This window comes from Vibrio vulnificus NBRC 15645 = ATCC 27562, from assembly GCF_002224265.1.
GTDB lineage: Bacteria > Pseudomonadota > Gammaproteobacteria > Enterobacterales > Vibrionaceae > Vibrio > Vibrio vulnificus.
The window spans coordinates 905634-926498 of the sequence record NZ_CP012882.1 but is presented as its reverse complement, the minus strand read 5'-3'; the positions used below and the strand labels follow the sequence as shown (position 1 = coordinate 926498).

Sequence of the window (20865 nt, the reverse complement as noted above, 5' to 3'; positions counted from 1 at the left end):
TGAAGAAAGATGCCTTCGACTTACACCAAGGATGATATCCCCCGCTTTATAAAACCGGGGATGCGACTCAATGCGACCTTTGAATTTGGCCCAAAAGACTCATTAACCTTGCCTGCATTTTTTGTTGGCCTAAAAGCCGGTCAGTATTTGATCATCGACTTAGCGGATAAAGAAGAACTGCACCTACGGAAACTCGACAACGTTGATGTGATTTTACGCGGGATCGCGGATACAGAACTTGGCCATGTGGTTGCCTTTAAAACCAGCGTATTATCGACCATCAGCAAACCCGACTTCTTGCTGTTTCTTCGCTTTCCGGCCACGTTGGCAACCAAACCCATTCGTGAGCACGAACGGTATAAGATCGATCTTGCATGTACCCTCAATCACAATGGCAACTTGTATGAAGGCCGTATGAGTGATTTTTCACTCTCTGGTTGTGCTTTCTTCACGCTTGTCGAACCCGAATTTAAAAAAGGCGACATCGTGAAGCTTGAATCCACCCTGAATCGTTTTCTTTCAGCAGACAACGGAGCAAAAGTGGCCAGCATTCGTAAACTTGCCAATGGTTGGTCAATCGGAATTAAGTTCGAGAAGTCGGTTTTACTTAGCCAAGAGCTGAAAAGAGAGCTACTTGAACTCTCTTTTCATGCCGGATTATTAGGCTAATGTTCTACCCAATAGTGCGCTTTGAAGTGCAATAACTCATCATGCAACTCTTGCTCTTTGATGGGTTTTACAATCACTCGATTGGCTCCTGCCGACAGAAACTCATGTTTGGTACTTTCCTGTGCATCGGCGGTACACGCATAAATAGGCGTTCCTAGTTTGAGTGTTTCCCGAATTTCGCGAGTGGCCTCTATGCCCCCCATCTTAGGCAATTGGTTATCCATTAGAATCAAATCGAATGCATGCTCTTTTAATTTCTCTAGGGCTTGGGTGCCATCTTGTACCCACTCAACACTCATTTGATACTTCTGGCAAAATGCTTTTAAAATAAAGGCATTCGTATGATTATCCTCCACCAACAAAACCTTTAGTCCCTGACCAAACAACTTCTCCGGTTTAGGATTTGTTGGTGTTTTCTGCTCCTCGCACTCTCCTTTTTCTACAGGAATAGAAAGGTTGAAGATTGAGCCTTTACCAAGCTCACTGTGCACCGAGATTTCGCCTTCCAGCATCTCGACAAGGTTCTTAACAATAGTCAATCCGAGCCCGCTACCGCCATATTCCCTTGTCGACAGTGAGTCCGCCTGAACAAACGGTTCGAAAATACTTTCTAACTTACTTTCGTCAATACCAATGCCCGTATCACTGACTTGTATCGATAAAATGGAGTGCTCCGAGCGCGCAAACTGCTCAAGCTTAAAGGAAACCTCAATTCGGCCCGCAGGGGTAAATTTCACCGCATTGCTGATCAGGTTAAACATAATTTGATTCAACCTGACTTGGTCAGTGTGCAATTGGCAATCGAGTGGGATCTGGTTATGGATTTCGAAACTCACCCCTTTTTCACGGCAAATTGGCCGATAAATATTCTCCAAAGTATTGAGGGTATCGTAAAAGTTAAAGTCGCGTTTTTTGATATTGAACTTGCCTTGCTCAATCTTAGAGAAGTCTAGAATATCATTTAACACTGCCAGTAAATGTTCTCCGCTATTACACAGCACATCCACTTGTTTTAAGTTCTCTGCATCGTTCACCGAACGTTTTAGAAGCTGAGCAATGCCTAGAATACCGTTGAGTGGTGTTCTAATTTCGTGACTCATCTTAGCGAGGAAATCGGCTCTGGTTTTGGCAGACTGTTCTGCTTCACGCCTAGCAAGGTTACTCTGCTTCTCCGCATCAATCAGGGTTGTAATATCTTGACCTTGCACAATGATGCCGCTGATGCCGTTTTCCACCACAATGGGAGATAAGTTCCAGCGAAAAATTTTCTCTCCGATTGGCACATTAATGCCCGTCAACGTTGCCCCTTGAGCGGCCATTTTCAAGTGCGGTGATAGCTTAAGTTTAAACAGTTGAAATAACGGATTAGAGAAATCCTGAGGTGAGGCGTGTTCAATGCCTAACTCTTTCATTGCAGCAGGGTTCATCTGAATCAGAAGGCCACTTTCCGACCAAACCATCATCGGAGAGAGAGCAAAATTGAACAAATCTTGGAACGAGCGACGTTGCGACTCCAACTGCTCAAAGGTGTTTTCCAAGGTGTCGCCAATATGCGCAAATTCTAAGATGTCTGAACCATTGAAGCGCTCATACTTTTCCCCCGTCCCAGCAAAGCGGCTGTAAGCCATCAGTGACTCTAGTGCATTGGCAACTCGATTTTGGATCCAAGAGCGAATGGCTAAGGAAAGCATCAACATCAGCACGACAGAGGTGGCCAACCCCAAATAGTGTTGTCTTTGAAGCGAAGCGACATGGCTATTTTCTTGGATCGCGAGAATACTGACTAAGGTATCAGTGGAATTGATCTCAATGGGCGTTTGGCTAATCAAGCAATCATCAAATGCGCTCGGCTCATCACGCATGGCGAGCAAGCTGTCTAAATCATACGGCTCATTGCCACTCAAAGAATGAGAAATCACCCTATCCCCAACGAGCATGACGATATTGTCACTGTTGCTGCCAGACTCCAGCATTTCGACCAATGGGAAGTTATTGTCCAATACCACTGAAATGTAATACTGACCCAGCACTTCGCCCGTTGTCGTATCGATAACAGGAGAGCGTCTCACCAACATATTGCGTAGCCCCATCAGGGTATGCAATGACATAAAATGCCAGTTGTTGCCAAACAGGACACTTTGCGAAATTTTTTCCAACAGCACTTCATTAACGCCGTAAAAATGCGCATTGCCGTCATCCCACAGCAGCCCCTCTCCAGTGGTTAAAAAGCGAAACTCTGGCGTATGAGTGGGATCGGCCTGATCCATGCTCAGGAAATAGTACTCCAGCGTCTCGTCGTCCCCATCGAGGAAAAAACTTCGTATCGCCTCATTTTTTGAATTGCTGTCATGATGAATTTGCAAAATAGAGAGGTGATTATTAAACAGACTCTTAACCAACGCTGAGGTCTGCTGTTTGGTGAGCATCACTTCCTGCTTGATGATTTTATTACTGAAGTAGTAACTCTGAATAAAGATACCAATGGTAATAAGTCCGAGCACCAAGAAAATGATGCGCGTAATCAGCGTTGCTAAAGATTGATGCTTGCGTGGCAACTGTTCGTTTGTCATGGCTGATCTGAATATCTAAACGCGCGTTTTTTCAATAGTTCGATGTGTTCTGGCGAATCCTCTTTTGTCACCACTTCAAAGTCGCCAGAAAAGACGGTCGGGACGGTTCTTCCTTCAATGTCCCATTTGATCGCCTCAGCCATAGCGATTCCTGTATCATCGTTCATGCGCATTACTGTCAAATCAAGATCACCTGCCGCGATTGCGTCAAGCTCAGCAGAACCACCACCCCATCCATTGATCTTGATGTTTGTGCGCCCCAGATCTTTCAATGCATCAATGGCACCAAGGGCCACATCGGTAGAGCAGGCGTAGATAAAATCCACATCAGGATAGCGCTCTAAACTGTTTATTGCGGACTCATAGCCTGAGGCCTTGGTCGCTTTGGTGTAAAAAGAGCTTTTTAGGGCAAATCGGTCACTGTGATTCATCTGATGTATAAAGGTGTCACCGCGAGCATCACTCACATAACCTTCTGAAAAGTAGAGAACCGAGTAATTTGCACCTTGTGGGTAGAGCTGTTTAAACTTATCGGCCAGCGCAATACTCCCTTCTGCATGGTCAAAGCCGACGTAGAGAAATGGCTGTCTTTTGTCCCAGGCTTGAACTGGTGTGGTGATATTTTGCAGGATCAGCTTGGTTTCGGAAGAGTCTAATACATGCTCAATGAACTTGCGGTGGCGCGTCGTATCGAGCGTAAAAATGAGGTAATCCGATTTGCTCTTTAACGCTTCCATCAAGGAAACGCTTTGCTGCTTAACATCGGCATTTGGCCGCGTGAAAACCTGATTGATTTGGTAACTGATCTGCAGCTTATCCATGCGTTTCTCAAACGCGGAAAGATTTCTTACCCAGTAATCGGAGATCTGCTGACCAGGAAATACCACTGAAATTCGTATCGGCTTGGATTGATGACGCTTTAAAGGCACAGGCGCATTCCTAACCACCTGAGACAGTTCTCGTGTGAGCACGCCTTGTTGAGGAAATTTTTCCAAAAATTCTTGATAAGCCCAGTACCCACTGAGGACTTCTGACGTATGTGAGCTTACATGAAAACTTGCTGACGCTAATAAACAAGTTAGTAATATCTTTTTCATTTAATTATCTTTTTTGTTTTTTCTGTGTAGCCTGACCGTGTAAAGAGTATCGCGAATTGTAAGCCGATACCAGATTGGATTTCAGTTGGGTTTCAAAACTTTTGCGTTTTTGACGCTTAGTGTTATCAATAAACAAAACCGCCAAATATTGACGGTTTTGCTCGGCGGCTCTCACCCATAAATTTGCTTAGAAAGTGAACGCCAAATTACCCGATACACCAAATTGGTTTTCACCTGCATAGCTACCCGCAATGTCGAGGCTAACGACATCAAAGGGACTAATACCAATACCTGCAGTGAAAGCGTTTTCGACCGTATCTTCTAGGTCAATTTCGTAACCCGCGCGTAGTTGAGCCCAGCCCCATGCATTGCCTTCAACCCCGAAACGCACAAACTGGGTTTCATCATCAAGCGACTTAAAACGCTCTTGTTTGGTCAAATCCAAATCCATCGCAGCGGTAAAGAAATCTGAGCGGTAAGCCACGCCAGCAGAAACTTGTGTATTCAGCTCATACACATCCTGCTTTTGGCCATTTTTGTCTTTCAAATCGATCTCTTGGCTCAATAAATCTTTCACCGCAAGCGCAACCTGAAATTTGTCCTTTAACCACACCACACCGAAATCCAAGTTAAAAGCACTTTCTTTATGCTCGCTCTCTTCGTAATCGTCCAACTCAAAGTCAGCCACAGTTGGAACAACATAGTAGGTAGTCAGTTGTTGGATTTTGGGTGTGACACCGAAAGAGATTCGTTGCTCTTTAATCTCGAACTCTTTTGCCAAAGCCACACCGTACTCGACATAACCGAAAGCCGCCATCGTCACCGACGAGTTTTTGTATCGAGTTTCAGTATCTGTGGCTTGATTGCCAGTATCCACGTAGTCAGCGATGTTTGGCCTCGCTATCAACTCCAAATAGCCACGTGCAAATAGGTTGGTTGAGAATCGTTTGGTGGGAATCGCCACTGCCAATCCTAAGCTACTGCTTGCGGTAAGAGGAGCATTTCCTTGAAGATCATCAAGATAACGGTTTAACTGGTCAATTTGGCCTGGAGAAGGTATGGGGGCCGCCTCAAATTCGTCAATTGAGTCTTGGAGATCATCAATGGTTGCCAAGCTTTCGTCACTGTCTCGAACATTGACACCAATAGCGGGTAAAAGCAGGCCAAAATCATCATGTTCTTCAAAACTGGCGACCAAAGCGGGATTATAGAAGGGGGCGGTAAGATAATCAGCGGAGGCGACACCGGTATTTCCCATACCACTACCGCGTCCATCTGCAACATGATTCGCCGCCAAAGAAGGGAGCGCCATCATAGACAAACCGACTGCCACTGCAATTTTGTTCAGACGTTGCATTGTATTCAATCCTTGTAGTTATTTGCCGTCTAAATATTAGTAAAGACTTAACAAAATTACATTCAGATTAATGATATCAATCGCAAAATTTATCTAATTGCAGTAATAGATCACCTTTTACTAGGCGCTCTTTATCTTGTTTGCGCAAAGTTTTGATGTGGCGCTCTAGTTTCAGCGCCATACTTTTGCTGCCCACAGGTACACTCCAAACCAATTCTAATGGGCCTTTGCCTTTCAGCGCTTTTGCCCCTTTGCCTTGTTGGTGCATACAAAAGCGTCGCTCTACATTATTGCTGATGCCGCAATAGAGCGCGTTAAGTCGTGTCCTGATCAGATAAACGGACCAATCAGGGCACGGTGTAGGAAGAGACATTAGAGAAGTGAGTTCACAAGTGACTTCAGTTCAGCAAGCTCTTGCTTCAATGCCTCCACTTCTGCTTCTAAATGAGCAACACGCTCATCATCAAACTGCGCAGCACTGGATGGTGTCATTAGAGCCGAACCTTGAAATGCATCGAGATCCACTTCGCCACAGAACTGATGCATATAACGTGATTCACGCTTACCAGGCTCAATAGGTAGCTTAACCACAAGTTGCCCACGCTCTTCGCTCGCCAACTTATCTAGTGCGCTTTCGACTTCTTTAACATCTGCGAAAGTCGCCAAACGATTGGTGCGCGTTCTCAACTCTCCCGGTGTTTGTGGCCCACGCAGCAGCATACAACAAACAATGCCTTTTTCTTGCGCAGACAACTTGAGATCACCAAATTCCGTATTGCAGAATCGATGTTGATATTTGCTCACACGGCTATTAAAACCACTTTCATCACTGACTAGACGACGAGAAATCAGTTGGTCGACAGCATCAAGAACCTCGGATTCCGACAAGGACATCACAGGCTCGCGATTACTCTTCTGATTACAAGCATTGGTCAGTGCATTTAAGCTCAATGGATATTGGTCTGGCGTCGTGACTTCTTTTTCGATTAAACAACCAATGACACGGGCTTCAATGGGGGTCAACTCAGTTCTCATGTTGCTTCTCCTTATAAATTTTCTTGCTTCACCATAGCACGTTTCTAACCCCACATTGCAACGGGTTAATGCTCGGGTATGAGAGTGAACTTGGTCAATTTGCCGTTTTCATCCACAACGACAATTTTGGAACGATTCAATTCGACTTCGATGGTTTCGAGCTTCACTCGTTCATCGATGTAAGCAGATTTGAGCTTGAAGCTGGTTTTGGGGCACTCTTTGGGCACTTGCTCATCGAAGATTTGCTCATCAAGTTGGGAACCATCGGACTTCATACTACTTGTCTATCATGCAGGTTTACTAAGTTGGCGCAGATAATATCTCTTTATGGGTCAGAAAGACAATTGCCTTGCTTTGAAGTGGTTTTTTCTTGACCAGACAAGCATTCGATTGATCTAAAGACTGTTATGAGTATGTATGATGTGCTTTAATCTCTGCAGGGTATGTTCGAGAGTCACTTCAAGATGCTGATAAGAATGATCAAACACGCATCCTGAAGTTATTTTGCAATTTATCATTCACTTTTATTGAAGGTAAGGGACCTATGAATACCGTATTTGAAATTGTTTCTCAGGCGCGCCGCAAGAACAAATTGAAACGTGAACTACTAGACAATGAAAAGAAAGTTCGCGATAACCGTAAGCGTGTTGAGCTACTTGAGAACCTACTGGACTACATCAAGCCAAACATGTCTCAAGATGAGATCATGACCATTATTAAAAACATGAAAGCCGATTACGAAGATCGCGTTGATGACCACATCATCAAAAGTGCAGAAATTTCTAAAGCACGCCGTGACATCAGCCGTCGTATTCGCGAACTAACCGAAGAAGACAAGCAAGCAAGTGGCAAGAAATAAGCCACCGCTTCAGCGATAACATCTAAGCCTCGCCATTTGCGCAATGTAGTTCACTTAAGCGGAGCTGCTTTGCGATTAACTGGGTAGCGAGTCTTTGACATTTTTACCGCCCTAGGCCGATTAGGCTTAGGGCGTTTGTCTATAAAGAGGATTGATAAGTCTCCCCTGAGACTCTTTAAACGCTTAGGTGTATTACCTAGCGACAACGCTTTACTCATCACTTTCAGTTGACTCGCTATAAACTGACAAGCGTATTTAAAGCTAATTTCATTCGGCATTCTTCCATGCTCAACTGCTGCCTGACTCGCTTCACGTCTTACTAAGTTATAACCAAGCAACAGCCCCCAGAGTTCTTGATAAGCAAGGTCTACTGTTTTACTACGTAATACTAAGGCATTGTGTTGCATTGAGCTTTTGATATCACGATAACCTAATTCGATTTCCCAACGTTCGTGATAAAGCTCAGCTACCGCTTTCGCGTCGTAGTTTGTCCTAGGAAGGGAGGTAAAAACAGTTTTCTGCTTACCTTGTACTTCATAGGTCACCGCTCTGACTTGCCATTTTTCAGGTAAACTAGGATTCTTTTTGCGAGCTTGCGGTGAGACGTTCATTTCGATGACCATGTCATTACTTTCTTCTTCATCTAAAAGAGTGTATTTCAACCCCTTCCTTGCTGGTCTCAACCAATGTCTATTAATACCGCTATTTTGAAGAGAGAGAAGTAAGTCTGCACCGTAAAACCCTTTATCTAGTAACGTCACAGAGTTATCTGGCAAAGAGTCGATGAAGGGCATAGCAAGTGGGATTTCACCACGCCGATAGGGACTTATGGCGGCATCAGCGATGACATGAGAGCGGACATTCATTATGGTCACAACTCTTAGCACTGGATGCGGTGTCTGTCTGTTGCTAGAGGTATTACCTGAACCAAAGTGCTCTCTAAGTTCGGGTGTATCCGCGGTTCGAAAAAGAGCTCCGTCTACAGCAAAAACTTGTAATCCTTGCCACGTATCATCACGGTATCGTTCAAGACCCCACGTCCGCCCACATTGTTTAAACAACCACTCTGGTGCTGCTCTACCTAAACGTTGTCTTGCCTGAGTTAAAGCACTTTTTGCTAATAACTCTTCATCAGCTAAGCCATCCGTACAGACATTCATTCTTCGTGCAACTTCGGCAATAGGTTCATTACGAAAGAAGGTCATGCCGACAATTAACCACAAGACCATGTCACTTGGTAATCGACGTCGACGAATAGTCGCTTTATCAGAAAGACTGGCCGCCTTAACAATCCACTAATCTGGAATATGTTCAGAGAAAGTAGTGAGTTGAGCTACATCAACAGGATTTTCTTCGAGGAAATCGGCAAAACAGTTTTGGATAGACATAAAAAATCGGAAGCTTAGATACAGGCTTCCGATTATCTCTCAGTAGAAGGATCGGTCAACCGGTCCTTATCTGATCTACATTGCGAGTTTATGCTCGGGCTTTTTGGTTCAAACTAACGGTTAAACGCTCGTATCACTTTACCTTTGGAGCGAATCTTATAACTTTTCGTGTACGCCGGAACAAACGCTGACTCCCCAAGTTGCAAGGTTATAGCCTGCCCAGAACTGTCGCATAGCACCGTATCTCCCTCCAATGCCAAGATGATTTCAGCACTGGAAACTTCAATCGCGACTTCTTGGGCTTCTTGCTCAATGACTTCCAATGCAAAATCATCAACAGTGACTGGGTAGTATGATCGCCCCTCATGTTTCTCTGGCTCTAACAACAAAGTATCAAACGGTTTCGGTTCAAAACTCGTGCAGCTTACTAACTCAGTGATGTCGATATGCTTGCTGGTAAGGCCCGCGCGCAGCACATTATCTGAGTTAGCCATGATCTCTATACAAGCGCCCTTTATGTAGGCATGTGGTGTTCTTGCTGTTAAGTACATACTTTGACCGGGCTGTAAGGTAATCACATTTAAAAACAAAGGTGAGAACACACCAACATCTTCAGGGTATTGCTCAATGAGAGAGAGAACCAACTCAAACGTTTCCTCGCCGATAAAGCTTTCTGACTTTTGAGCAAGTTCTCTGATGGCCTGTTGTTTCTGGTCATTTTCCAACTGCAGCAGTGCAACAAAAAAAGCCTCAAGCCCTTGTGCAGTTTGATTTTTTTCAAAGGCTAACATCAAGTCGCGTAAGACAGAAACATCGACGCGAGTGAACAAAGTTAGAATCTCTTTGTACTGGCGAAAGCCGTTCATCGCCTGAAAGTTACCAAGCGCATAAACAAGCTCCGGTTTGTGGTTTGGATCTTTATAGTTTCGATTGAAGTCACTCAGCTTGATACCTGCTTCTTGCTCACGCTGATAACCGATTTGAGCTGAGGGTTTATCTGGGTGAACTTGAATGGATAACGCACGTTCTGCTGTCAGCACTTTTAACAAGTATGGGAGTTCACCAAACTCTAAGGCTGTTTTTTCTGATAGGAATGAGGACTTATCTTGTTCAATCAAGTCAGAAAGCAGCACGTCATGATCATCTATCAGAGCTAATGAGCATCCTCCCGAGTTTGCTCCCATCCAAAGCTCAGCAATAGAGATAGATTTATCATTATTGAAAGAGAACAATTGAGGTAAGAGTGTTGGGCTTCCCCAAACGTAGTTCTGAATCGTATTTTTGAGTTTGAAGAATCTCGATTTCGTTATTACGGTTTGCGCCATTTCTTGTTCCTGCACAGAGAATCTGAGTCGCTAAAACTTCGCTTCTAGCGTCATTAAATAGGTGACGAGCCAAACTCAGGATGCAAAAGTCCCTCACCTTCTTTGCTGAAGGCGATAGGTTTTAATCATCAATCCGAACTATTTAACTGAGACTTAGCGAGAAGAAGCCAGCGTGCCAGTGTTGTAAATACGAGCGCCGTAACGACAATGGCTACAACGCTCCGTGATTAGTTGACGTTGGTATCTAGGTTGAGTTGCTGAGTAAGCACTTCTAACGTCAGTAATGTGTTGATTCTGGAAAAGGTTGAACTCCCTTCACCGATAATAGGAACCCAATAATCCAGATACGTTTGGCCAAGTGCTTCGGGCACTATCGGAGAGACAGCAATGGTTACGCAATCACTTTGCGATAGACCTTGGAGTACCGATAGCCATTCTGCACTAGGCGGACAATCGGAGATGAACATAAAGATGTCTTTGTACGTAACCTCTGGCTGAATTGCTTCACAGTGCGCGGTGCTTGTTAAAGGCACGACGCGTTTACCGTGATTTAGACAAGCATCGGTAAACAGTTGAGTTAACGATGTATTTTCACCAGCCACGAACACGCCTTTGCTACGACGCAAATATGCTCCAAACTCATCAAAGTTAAAGTCACGCAATAGATCTTTAGTGAGAGAGAACAACTGCTCAGCTTCATCTAACACATCGACTTCTGCCCCACTGTTCACATTGGGAACAAAGGAAATAGAAGAGTGAGCAGCCATCTTAAAGTCACCGTAATTGCGGTAGCCCAATTCGCGGCTTAAACGGCTAACACTAGAAACGCTAACATCTGCAACTTCCGCAAGCTCTGTGACTGTCATTCTTGATACTGATGACAAGTTGTCTTCGATAAATTCCGCAAGTTGAGTCAATGCTGGGCTCAAACCCGGCTTAATTAAACGTAACGTAGCAAGCAGTGGCGTGGATTCATGCATCACGATTCACCTTTAAATTCAAACCAATTTCAAAGGTGCGTTGCCAAGGTGAAAATGCCGTTAGTTCAATGTCTTGCGGTAATGAGTTTGCAGTAAGACGTTGGTATTGCGCTTGTAATGCTTGCTGAGCAAATACCATAGCTTGCTCGACCTCTTGATCTGCATAGTTGGTGTGACCAAACGCTGCGTCACCGAAGTATTTTTCCAATAATTGGCTTCGCACAGCTGACTGGTAGCATGCATCCTCAAGCACGTGATAACAGAGGTTTCTTACCGTGGCGGCATTCAAAACATCGGCAATCATGCCTGCCCCTAATGTCGTTCCGAGCGTATTACAGTTGGTGTTCCAGCCTTTGTAAGAGACAAGTTTATCAAGCACTTGAAGCTTATCGAGAAAACTCACCAGCTCTAGGTCGCCACCGTTAGCAAAGGCGCAGTCAGCCACCATGACCGGCTTTCCAGATTCAATGTACTCACTGATTCGTAGTGCAAAATCAGAAAGGTTTCGTCCAGAGCTGTAAGTGAGATCTTTCTGGGACTGTTTCGCCGCTTCTTGCATGAACTTGCCCGGCGAGTTAATCGCAAGCACATAGTCTGCTTCTGCACTGTTGTCGCACCATATGCCACCAGCCGCTCGGATATGAGATTTCACTGACTCGTTCATCGGACGATCTTCATACAAAGGAACGATCTGAGGGCCTAGTGTCGATGCATAGAAAGGATAAATCTTCGGTTTACGCTGTTTGAATTCGTTGTAAGCACGAGACAATAACGTCACGCCAACTTCATCCGCGCCAGGATAAATCGCAATATCGAAGGACAGAGACTCTTGCTCTATAAACGCAATCACTTTCTGTTGGTCAATTGCCGTATAACCAAACGGGCTTGAGTCATCTTGCGGAATCACTAAAAAGTCGAGTACCTTTTCTTTCACTAACTGTGCGACAACCAAGTTCACCTGTAAATTGAATGCTCTACGAGATTCAAAATCAGTCAGGATATCAGCGGGAACGAAGTGCTCCAAAGGGGCTAAGTCTGCTTGTTCTTCTTCAGACAACTCTTCACGTTCTTGCTTATCTTGTAGGTACTTGCGACGGAAAATTTCATGACCATATTGATCGTAATACTCCGGCTCTTCATCACTGCTGCTGTAACTAGGACAGCGCATAATGCAGTTATAAGCATAAATCTTTGCTGATGGATTGATGCGCTTTAGCTTGCGAAGGTTATCTTCAAAGCGAGCAACATCTTCCATCGCTAGATAATGAAGTCTTGAAGGGATCAGACCGCCATACATCATCATGTCCATCGACAATACGACGTTGTCTGCCCCTTCAATGTTTTCAAACATGAAGTTCCACAAAGCATCTGTGTTCGCCGCTTGTTTTTTGCAGCTCAATTGCTCCATGCTCGGTGTAATCAGTTCAATGTCTGATGTCTCGGCAATGTACTGCGGATAGAGGTAGTTGCACGGACGCTCATCTAAAGGAATAAACAAGGTCTTCATTTAGCATGCCCCCTGTTTTAATAGTGAGCCATCTAAAGCGTTTAACGCCACATTAAGCTGCTTAGCCAATGCGCATGCTCGCCCTGCTGCATCCCCCATATCTCGGCACGTATGCTGAATTCGAATGCTGGATTGCATCTTGAAATCACAAGAGATGATGCGACCAACAAAAATCAAATTGCTTACTTCTGCACAAACCAACGAACGATATGGGATTTCGTAGTACTCACCCTTGTCGTATTTCTTTTTGAACGATTCATCTTCGACTTCAAGATCATCGCTATGGATGTCGATGTACCAATCTCCACGCGCAACGCCATCTTCAAACTTACGTCGAGCGGCATAATCGCTACCCGTCATAATGTATTTACCCATCACACGGTTTGATTCGCGGACACCTAACATGTTGGCTTCTTGAGAGATGAAAGCATCCTCGAAACCCGGGATATGTCGATTTAAAAACGCTAACAACTGATGCTGCATGCCACGACCATAACGGACGTATTCAGAAAACGTTTTAGGATCCTCAATATTGCCAAGGTTTGGCATTTGCGGGTTATTAAATGACAAAGTGTTTGGCTTACCCGGCATTGAGAAACCTTGAATGTATCGAGCGATCTCTGGTGTCATCTCACCCGCTTCAATCGCCGTTTGGAAGACGTCTAATAAAGCCCCACACGCAGCAACACCCGGAACATGGACGAACTCCATAAACGTGGCGTCGCTTGGGTCACAGAAGCTGTAATTGGCCTCTTTCAGATAATGACGCAGACGAGCGAAGTCAATATTCGTTACTTCAAAGCGGAAGGATACCGATTGGCGAGTGCCATCTTTATCGCCCTTCTCTGTCTTCGCACCTGCAAAACGTGAAAGTAGCGCATCACCCGAAGCATCGATAAAGTGTTTCGCTTCAAATGCGTAGAAATCATCAAAAATCAAAGCCGTAACGGATTCGATGTTCCCTAGTTCGGTCTTTGTGCTTACCAACGTCGCGTCGTAAAAGATCTCTACACCAAACTCACGTAGTACTTGGTCATTGAGTAACTTGAAAGACTCTGGCGAGTAAAGCTCCATTTTTCCAGGAAGTGTTAACCTGCCTTTCCCTTCCATCATTTGATGATAGCGTTCTGTCAATAGATCAGCAGTTTGTGAACCATGGACATGAGAAGGCATAAACGGTGTGACCATCGCGTTGGCTTGCGTGCCAGTAAGTGCGATGCGCTTTTCTAGCAAGGCAACCTTCAAGCCCTGTCTTGCCGCTGACAGCGCCGCTGCAACACCAGATGTGCCACCACCGACCACTACAACATCGTAATCTGAATAAGTTTTAGTTGGAGTCATCACAACCTCCGATAAATAATTCGTCAATCAAAAGCGGGTTAAACTCGCATTCACATACCAACTGAGCAAAGCGATTCGAAGCAATTTCCGAAGGAGACTGCAGTCGTCCATAGAAGGTTTTTCCTAAGACTTTGAGTCGCTCAACTTTGAGCGATAGCACTTCATCTTGGATATGCTCATCTATCTCAAGTAAATGAAAGAACTCATGCGCTAAATAGAGTTGTTCAATCTGAGATGTCGATGAGTTGATTCCTTGTTGCCTCAAGTCTGTTAACGCTTGTTCAATGCTATCTTTGTAAATCAGCACTCTCTTACCAAGGTTGTCTTCAATGATCTCTGCTCGCATTAGCAAACCTTGACTCAACACTTGCTTGGCATTGTTGGTGTATTCAATACGGTAGCCCGCTTCAATAAAAGCTTGTTTGAGGTCGACAGAGCGATACTCTTTCGCTACGCGTTCACCTAGCTGTAAACCGCCCTCGATAATGTCCGAATGCATGTCCGAAGGAATCTTGCCAAAGTACTTGTCTAGGCTCAGTTGCATCTTTGCGTATTCAATATCGCTCTTCATTGTGACCTCACTTGGTTATTTTTTAGCTGCAACTAGCAACACTTCTTGCTCAGCATCGAGATGGTCAAGATCCATCGCGATCATTGAGGTCAATTGCTCTGAACTGAACAAACCTGAGTAATCAAACATTCGAGAGCCCGTAAACGCGAACACTTTCGGAATCGACTGACCCGCATCAGAGTACGAAGACAATTCACTCACCAAACTCTTCATCGCTTCACCATAGCCACTACGTGGAACTTTGATGTGATGTGCGTTTTTGATTTTAAGAGGGATCATTCCGTCTGATTTCACGACAGCGAAGTGGTCTTCTTCTTTCTTCAATAAGTTGAAGAACTTGCGGCTTTCTTTACGTGCTTTAACGATTTGGAATGCACCTACTGCGTCTTTGGCTTCCACCGCCGATTTTTCAACAGAGAACACATCGCCAACTTTGGTGATGATGTCTTGCTCACTCAACTTATCTTGCGACGAATTGTTGCTAAACTCCGTTGCACCTGTCGCCGTCGCGATTAAGATGTTGCGTTGCTTATCCACTTCGATGGCAATCTCAACACTTTCTTCCTTTGCACCTTGAGCAACAATTTGGTCCATGATGTCGGAACGAATTTTTTGAATATCAGAAGCGGATGGATCTACGACAGAACGTTCAATTTGCTCACGAACCATCGCCATCGCAACACCAATGGTTGAAATGTATGGCGCATTTTTTGCCGTTTTCGATTTGAATCCGTACTTCTCACCAAGCGCAAAAGTCGTAATCGCCGCACTACCGCCACCGCCAACAAATTCAATGTACTCAGGATTAACTTCGTACTCTTTGATCATTGGTTCGACAATGTTCCAGATTTTTTCACACGCAATGTCCATCACGTCGCGTGCAACCTCTTCAACGGTTTTGCCACAGTATTCAGCCAGTGGCTTCCATGCGACACGAGCCGCCTCAACATTCGCATGTGCGTAGTCGTCTTCTGGCACATAACCTAGGATATTCGCCGCCCCCGCCAGTGTGTACGCATATTCACCTTGGTCGGAAGTAATGATGGCATGATCAGGGCTATCACCTTTCATTGGTGTGATTTGTAGAAGCTTCGCATTAGTCACTGGCGCGTCCACAAAACACTCATAATGCTTGTCAGCTAAGTGCGCAGAACGTGGGCCAACATCAATGATCTTTCCATCACCGACGCGGATCATCGAGCCACCAGCAATACCCAGTGTACGTACATCCAGTGCCTTCAAGTAAGTCTTGTGCTTACCGACTTGCGCGTTGTTAACGATAACTTTGCCGTCTTTGATAACCGAGATATCAATCGACGTACCACCGACCTCGAAGAACACACCGTCAGAGATTTTTTCGTACATCAATGCGCCCGCAACACCCGCTGCCAAGCCAGACAGCATGGTCAAGATTGGACGTTGGCGTACTTCATTTACCGACATCACACCGCCATCGGCGCGCATGATCATCAGCTCTGAAGGGATGCCGACTTTTTTCACGACTTGTTCTGTCATGTTCGCGGTTTCGATCATCTTTGGAATCAATGACGCGTTAACAACAGCAGTACGAGTGCGCATTCTTAGGCCGTATAACTGGGAGATTTCGTGCCCACTTGTTGCGTACAGACCTTTCTCTTTCGCTAGAGCTGTTACCAGTTTTTCTAGATGTGGGTCATCCACGGCGTAAGCTTCTGACGCGACGATAACATCACAACCTTTAGCAACAAGTTCATCAATCGCACTGTCTGCTTTTTCTTGGTTGATTTCATCAACGTCAAAGTAGATAAACTCGGTTTGTAGGAACTTACCTGGCGCAAGCTCGATGTCTTTGACATCCAGCTCATTTAACGCAGCTTTACTCTTACCCATGCCGATAATGCCAACTTTCGCTACATCACCCTCTAGCAACGCGTTGGTTGCTTGAGTAGTGCCGTGTGCAATGAACACCACTTGCTCTGGAGAAATACCGTTGTTGTCCAACACTTCGTTAATGATTTCCACGATGCCTTGTGCAACGCCATCTTTGTGATGGTGAGTGGTTGGCTTTTTCGCCTTAGCAATCACTTCACCCGTTGTGTTATCGATAACCACGGCGTCAGTAAACGTACCGCCAACATCAATACCAATTCGTACTTTACGCATAACTTTGTACCTGTTTTTCGCTTGTTTCATTTGGGTGGGTTGCCCCACCCTCCGTGGTTAAATCAATGGGATTTGGTCAACTAAAATGGCGTAGCCAAGTGCGATGAACGTAATGATAAGGCCGACCCAGAATAAGCTCTTCGTGATGTCGTTCGGGTCCACCTGCACAAAGTCGGCAATCCAGATATTTTGAGAGTTTGTTGGGTCACCAAAGCCTTGCATCATACCCGTAGAGCGAAGTACCCAAACTACGGCAATTGGAGAGAAACCTGCGGTTGCAAAGATAGCCGGAAGTGAACCACCGATCCCCCAAGAATTAAGAGGACCACGGTACAGAACAAGTGGAGTCGCTAGAGTGAAGCCGATTACATAAGTCATTGGGCTTTGTAGCATGGAAACCAGCATTTCAATCGCAGGCGCAATAACCGGCGTTACTGTGTAGAACTGAACACCGCGAATCAGAATGCCTAGACCAATAAGCAGAACGATTGCGCCCGCGACTTCTTGTGTACCTTGCACGAACGATTGAGCAATCGCGTTCACTTTATCTTTGATTTTACAAACGTAAACCGTGTAGATGATGCCAGCAATGATGGCCAGTTCCGCCGTGATCACTTGTGGCATCACATAGATAGAACTTAAAACAAGCAGTACCGGGATAATCGGAGCAATTAGCGCCCAGTTACTTAGCTCGTAAGCCGATTGCGTTTTTCTTGCGTGCCATGCGCTGCGTTGGTTGTTCTTCACGTTCAGCATGATGTAAACAACTGACACTAAGAACGAGATGATGAATAGTGTGATTGCCATGCGCGCCACAATTTCATACGCCGCCTCATAGCCACCTTCAATAACTGGTTCAAGGATGGTCGCGAAGAAGGCAAAACCAGCAGGGTTCATCACCCCACCCGTTGTCAGACCAAGCAGGATAATCGCGCCCGAAACGACACCAGAAATACCGGCCGTCATCATGATAGGCAGTGCCACTGAACCAATCAGTATTACCGCACCTAAGCCACCAATCGCTGAGAAGATCACCATAGTGGCAACGTAAAAGATAAAGGCAATCACTCGAACACGGTCACCCGCTAGTTCTGCGGCTTTCTTGATAATGGCTTCTGCGATGCCGACACGTCGTAAAAGCACTGCAAACGCACCACCAAAAATGGTTGCCGCGATGGTAGATGCCATCATGCGAGCACCGTCGCCAAGTACGCTGTTCATGATGCCTTGTACTTCTTCACCGTTCGCATTCTCATGGGCAAACAAACCTAATAAAGGCAGCTCGCCAACACTTGCAATTACAGCGGTTAAAACACCCATAATTGGCAGTGCAATCAGAGTGGAGATACGCTTAGTGATCATGGCGTAAACGAAAAATATCAGTACGCCAGAAATAAGCAGTAAACGAAGAATTTCTATATTCGTCATGGTTATTCTCGATATGTGTAGGGTTATGAGGCCAGAGCACGCTCCGGCGTGTTGTATTGGAGCCTCTACTACGCAGGTAGACGCAAAGTTAAAATCTGATTCGGTTCGATATTCGATTGGTACGCTTGCTCGTCACCAATGAAATTCACCACGCGATATTGCTCAGAAATTACAATCGGTTGTGACTGTGCTGAAGGGTTCCAGACGCGAATCTCTAGCTCACCTTTTATTCGGCGCACACAAGAAACTTGCAGAGAAGCGTTGTCTAAACGGACCGGCTTACACCACTTGTCGCTGTGACCTTTCACCATAAATGGCGCATATCGAACTTGCTCTGCTCGTTGGCATTGAACCTCTGAGGACTCTTGACCAAGGTGCAAGCGAAGTTGATATTGATGCTCACCTAAGCATTGCGCTTCTGGTGTTGGTAAATCCGGACCTGCGCCATTACCGCGAGTAGAAAAATCACGACGTGATAACCAACCAACACTGCGTAACAGCGTTAGTGCGATTTCGTCACTGCGGCCTTTAACTACTCGATATTCAGGGACACCAGCGTGAGTAATTTGCAAGTCGCCACCAGCAACAAAAGATTGGCTTGGGTTAACTGACACTTTCGCTTCTTTGTTCGCTAGGACTTGTTGATTGTCTTGGTAAACAACTGGGCGACTGACGACTTCAAACGCACTGTCTGCTTGGGTTTCCGTTAGTGTCACGCCCGTCGGGAAATGGATAGATAGGCGCTGATCTTTCGCTTGGTTGTGCCACTTCAAGTCGATATCGATAAAATCTGAATCTTGGTACAGCTTAATCGTCAACACACCAAAGCTCGTGACATTGTCACCACTTGCGCTTCTTCTGTCGTTCGATAAGGAAGCAGGCTGAACAAGCTCGATGTTTGCGCTCATCTCTGAGTAGTTAGAATGATTGCGCGTTTGAACCTCTCCTACTGTGCGAGCAATGCTAAAGCGATCATTCATCGCCGGAGCAAAGTTGTAGCTATCACCACAGTCTAGAGAAGATTCGATTCTGCCTAGTCCATCGAATACTTGCTGAGTACGTAAATCGGTAACGATGAAGGTTGCATCCTCATGCCAATCGACACGATAAATATCATTAGCGATAGTGCGAATTGTACTGGTCACCAGAGGCTCTGAAGTCGCTAACTTTCCTATTGTGAACGCTTTAAAAGACAGGCCTTCAATTTCCGTCTGGAAAGCAATGTTGTACCAAACGCCTTCAATTCGATCAGGGAAATCATCAATTGGTGACGTAAAGCTAAAACCCGGTTCAGCTTTGGTGATCACCGGTTCGATCAACTCGCCATTTTCCAGAACAAGCTGTAAGCCGAACGCTTCCTCACCTTTCAAGAACACTCGCTCAGTCACCCAACCATTAAAGTCTTTTGGATTAGGGTTGAAGATAGAGAATTGAGTGTGGTCAGCGAACGGATTTACTTCGTTTGATGCGCTCATCTCATCATTTGTGCAGCCTAGTGAAAGCAATGCCATGTCCATCATGGCTTGACTACGTTGAGCAAGTTTCTCGTAACGAGTGACCATCTCACGATGCACTTCATCAACAGAACAACCACAAATGGAATCGTGAGCATGCTGGGTAAGCAGTGTTTTCCAACTTTGTTCTAGAAAACGAGTTGGGTAGTGCTCAACTGGCGACATCGCGAGTAACGGCTCGACTTTGCGAGTCAATGTGTCTTCCGCTTCTTGGTTCATCTGCTTTAGGTAGCGACGTGTGGAAAGCACGTCAGGTAAAACAAATGCGCGGTCATTTCCACGAAGCTCGCCTTTCACAACGGGTAAATCGTTTGAAACCTCGCTTTGCAGCGTAGTTAAGTATGTCGCCAAGTCACTCTGTTTAAGCTCAATGTCATTACGAGAGTGGTTAAACTCGGCAACGCGCTCCGCCATGTTGCCGTTTGCTGGACGCAGATGATCACCACCTTGCGTCAACAATAAGTTGTCCGTTGTTGCACGTTTAGTGATCTTGTTCAGGTACACATCAATGTTGGTAGCGAAGTCATCTGTGTTAAGTGGGTGTTGGTAATAACCCTCAGTCAGGAAGAGAGTGAAAATCTCGCTGCCGTCGGCACCTTTCCAGCGCAGTTCAGATTGGTCCGCATCAATTCCTCGCCACAAAACGATGTTGTTAATATCGAAACCAGTTAATAGTTGAGGCATCTGACCGATATGGCCAAACGTATCTGGCAGATACCCCACCTTTTGATAATTGCCCAACGAGTTCGCCAGTTTACGCCCAATCTCTAGGTTACGGATTAAACTCTCTCCGCTACACAAAAATTCATCGGCCATGACATACCATGGGCCCAGAACCAAACGTCCTTCTTGCATCTGGCGATAGAGTTTTTCTGCCAATTCTGGTTCACAAGCTTCCAATAGATCTTCAGCGGCGACCACTTGACCATCAAATAAGAAGCTTTCAAGTTCATGCTTTTCTAACGCATCAACAACACGCTCCATTACACGGATAAGTCTTGCTCGGAACGTCTCAAATGGTAAATACCATTCACGATCCCAGTGAGTTTGAAATACAACAGAACAGATTTTTTTCGACATAG

The 20865-nt window shown here is 45.3% G+C and carries 16 protein-coding genes and 1 pseudogene; 2 read left to right on the top strand and 15 right to left on the bottom strand.

The genetic code is table 11. The features are described from left to right. Nucleotides 1-9: 9 nt before the first annotated feature. On the top strand, nucleotides 10-669 hold the full coding sequence (locus tag AOT11_RS19730) for a PilZ domain-containing protein (RefSeq protein ID WP_017421659.1): 660 nt from the start codon (nucleotides 10-12) through the stop codon (nucleotides 667-669). Here the strand turns inward: AOT11_RS19730 and luxQ are convergent. The 6 genes from luxQ to AOT11_RS19700 all read right to left on the bottom strand — a co-directional run bounded on the left by luxQ (nucleotide 666) and on the right by AOT11_RS19700 (nucleotide 7003). Beyond that, nucleotides 666-3239 (bottom strand): quorum-sensing autoinducer 2 sensor kinase/phosphatase LuxQ, encoded by a 2574-nt coding sequence (luxQ, locus tag AOT11_RS19725; RefSeq protein ID WP_017421658.1) that lies wholly within the window; start codon nucleotides 3237-3239, stop codon nucleotides 666-668. The genes AOT11_RS19730 and luxQ overlap by 4 nt on opposite strands. Then, complete coding sequence (locus AOT11_RS19720) at nucleotides 3236-4336, bottom strand: autoinducer 2-binding periplasmic protein LuxP (RefSeq protein WP_017421657.1); 1101 nt, start codon at nucleotides 4334-4336, stop codon at nucleotides 3236-3238. The genes luxQ and AOT11_RS19720 overlap by 4 nt, the downstream gene beginning before the upstream one ends. Nucleotides 4337-4523: 187 nt before the next feature. Continuing rightward, a complete protein-coding gene (locus tag AOT11_RS19715) occupies nucleotides 4524-5693 on the bottom strand; it encodes a conjugal transfer protein TraF (RefSeq protein ID WP_026050679.1) in 1170 nt (389 codons plus the stop codon). A gap of 76 nt (nucleotides 5694-5769) precedes the next feature. Next, nucleotides 5770-6066 carry a GIY-YIG nuclease family protein gene (locus AOT11_RS19710; RefSeq protein WP_017421655.1) on the bottom strand — a complete coding sequence of 99 codons (297 nt, stop codon included), beginning with the start codon at nucleotides 6064-6066 and terminating at the stop codon, nucleotides 5770-5772. Continuing rightward, complete coding sequence (locus AOT11_RS19705; RefSeq protein ID WP_026050678.1) at nucleotides 6066-6728, bottom strand: YceH family protein; 663 nt, start codon at nucleotides 6726-6728, stop codon at nucleotides 6066-6068. Before AOT11_RS19705 ends, AOT11_RS19710 begins: the two co-directional genes overlap by 1 nt. A 65-nt stretch (nucleotides 6729-6793) precedes the next feature. Continuing rightward, nucleotides 6794-7003, bottom strand: coding sequence for a hypothetical protein (locus AOT11_RS19700; protein ID WP_017421653.1), 210 nt, complete (start codon nucleotides 7001-7003; stop codon nucleotides 6794-6796). Between the two features lie 269 nt (nucleotides 7004-7272). On the opposite strand from AOT11_RS19700, the gene AOT11_RS19695 reads away from it, so the two are divergent. Next, nucleotides 7273-7587 carry a DUF496 family protein gene (locus AOT11_RS19695; RefSeq protein ID WP_011081685.1) on the top strand — a complete coding sequence of 105 codons (315 nt, stop codon included), beginning with the start codon at nucleotides 7273-7275 and terminating at the stop codon, nucleotides 7585-7587. A gap of 50 nt (nucleotides 7588-7637) precedes the next feature. Here the strand turns inward: AOT11_RS19695 and AOT11_RS19690 are convergent. From AOT11_RS19690 to AOT11_RS19650, 9 genes and pseudogenes are all read right to left on the bottom strand, one after another. After that, nucleotides 7638-8975 (bottom strand): annotated as a pseudogene (locus AOT11_RS19690) (IS4 family transposase). Nucleotides 8976-9088: 113 nt separating this feature from the next. Continuing rightward, nucleotides 9089-10300 carry a mannose-6-phosphate isomerase, class I gene (gene manA, locus AOT11_RS19685; protein WP_017421652.1) on the bottom strand — a complete coding sequence of 404 codons (1212 nt, stop codon included), beginning with the start codon at nucleotides 10298-10300 and terminating at the stop codon, nucleotides 9089-9091. A 227-nt stretch (nucleotides 10301-10527) separates the two neighbouring features. Beyond that, nucleotides 10528-11280: a MurR/RpiR family transcriptional regulator gene (locus AOT11_RS19680; protein WP_017421651.1), complete on the bottom strand. Its 753-nt coding sequence runs from the start codon at nucleotides 11278-11280 to the stop codon at nucleotides 10528-10530. Beyond that, complete coding sequence (locus AOT11_RS19675) at nucleotides 11273-12787, bottom strand: DUF4127 family protein (protein ID WP_017421650.1); 1515 nt, start codon at nucleotides 12785-12787, stop codon at nucleotides 11273-11275. Before AOT11_RS19675 ends, AOT11_RS19680 begins: the two co-directional genes overlap by 8 nt. Continuing rightward, nucleotides 12788-14128, bottom strand: a complete 1341-nt coding sequence (locus tag AOT11_RS19670; RefSeq protein ID WP_017421649.1) for an FAD-dependent oxidoreductase — start codon at nucleotides 14126-14128, stop codon at nucleotides 12788-12790. Next, nucleotides 14115-14699 carry a hypothetical protein gene (locus AOT11_RS19665; protein WP_017421648.1) on the bottom strand — a complete coding sequence of 195 codons (585 nt, stop codon included), beginning with the start codon at nucleotides 14697-14699 and terminating at the stop codon, nucleotides 14115-14117. Before AOT11_RS19665 ends, AOT11_RS19670 begins: the two co-directional genes overlap by 14 nt. A 15-nt stretch (nucleotides 14700-14714) precedes the next feature. Beyond that, nucleotides 14715-16841, bottom strand: coding sequence for a hydantoinase/oxoprolinase family protein (locus AOT11_RS19660; RefSeq protein WP_223848377.1), 2127 nt, complete (start codon nucleotides 16839-16841; stop codon nucleotides 14715-14717). A 57-nt stretch (nucleotides 16842-16898) separates the two neighbouring features. Further along, nucleotides 16899-18269, bottom strand: a complete 1371-nt coding sequence (locus AOT11_RS19655) for a V-type ATP synthase subunit I domain-containing protein (RefSeq protein ID WP_005442946.1) — start codon at nucleotides 18267-18269, stop codon at nucleotides 16899-16901. Nucleotides 18270-18337: 68 nt separating this feature from the next. Next, nucleotides 18338-20863 carry a glycoside hydrolase family 38 N-terminal domain-containing protein gene (locus AOT11_RS19650; protein WP_080581978.1) on the bottom strand — a complete coding sequence of 842 codons (2526 nt, stop codon included), beginning with the start codon at nucleotides 20861-20863 and terminating at the stop codon, nucleotides 18338-18340. Between the last annotated feature and the right edge of the window lie 2 nt (nucleotides 20864-20865).

Coding starts and splice junctions, on each gene's coding strand:
- AOT11_RS19655 (WP_005442946.1), bottom strand. CDS start 18,269: ATGACGAATATAGAAATTCTTCGTTTACTGCTTATTTCTGGCGTACTG.
- AOT11_RS19700 (WP_017421653.1), bottom strand. CDS start 7,003: ATGAAGTCCGATGGTTCCCAACTTGATGAGCAAATCTTCGATGAGCAA.
- AOT11_RS19730 (WP_017421659.1), top strand. CDS start 10: ATGCCTTCGACTTACACCAAGGATGATATCCCCCGCTTTATAAAACCG.
- AOT11_RS19710 (WP_017421655.1), bottom strand. CDS start 6,066: ATGTCTCTTCCTACACCGTGCCCTGATTGGTCCGTTTATCTGATCAGG.
- AOT11_RS19650 (WP_080581978.1), bottom strand. CDS start 20,863: ATGTCGAAAAAAATCTGTTCTGTTGTATTTCAAACTCACTGGGATCGT.
- luxQ (WP_017421658.1), bottom strand. CDS start 3,239: ATGACAAACGAACAGTTGCCACGCAAGCATCAATCTTTAGCAACGCTG.
- AOT11_RS19715 (WP_026050679.1), bottom strand. CDS start 5,693: ATGCAACGTCTGAACAAAATTGCAGTGGCAGTCGGTTTGTCTATGATG.
- AOT11_RS19680 (WP_017421651.1), bottom strand. CDS start 11,280: ATGCATGAATCCACGCCACTGCTTGCTACGTTACGTTTAATTAAGCCG.
- AOT11_RS19705 (WP_026050678.1), bottom strand. CDS start 6,728: ATGAGAACTGAGTTGACCCCCATTGAAGCCCGTGTCATTGGTTGTTTA.
- AOT11_RS19675 (WP_017421650.1), bottom strand. CDS start 12,787: ATGAAGACCTTGTTTATTCCTTTAGATGAGCGTCCGTGCAACTACCTC.
- manA (WP_017421652.1), bottom strand. CDS start 10,300: ATGGCGCAAACCGTAATAACGAAATCGAGATTCTTCAAACTCAAAAAT.
- AOT11_RS19660 (WP_223848377.1), bottom strand. CDS start 16,841: ATGCGTAAAGTACGAATTGGTATTGATGTTGGCGGTACGTTTACTGAC.
- AOT11_RS19665 (WP_017421648.1), bottom strand. CDS start 14,699: ATGAAGAGCGATATTGAATACGCAAAGATGCAACTGAGCCTAGACAAG.
- AOT11_RS19670 (WP_017421649.1), bottom strand. CDS start 14,128: ATGACTCCAACTAAAACTTATTCAGATTACGATGTTGTAGTGGTCGGT.
- AOT11_RS19720 (WP_017421657.1), bottom strand. CDS start 4,336: ATGAAAAAGATATTACTAACTTGTTTATTAGCGTCAGCAAGTTTTCAT.
- AOT11_RS19695 (WP_011081685.1), top strand. CDS start 7,273: ATGAATACCGTATTTGAAATTGTTTCTCAGGCGCGCCGCAAGAACAAA.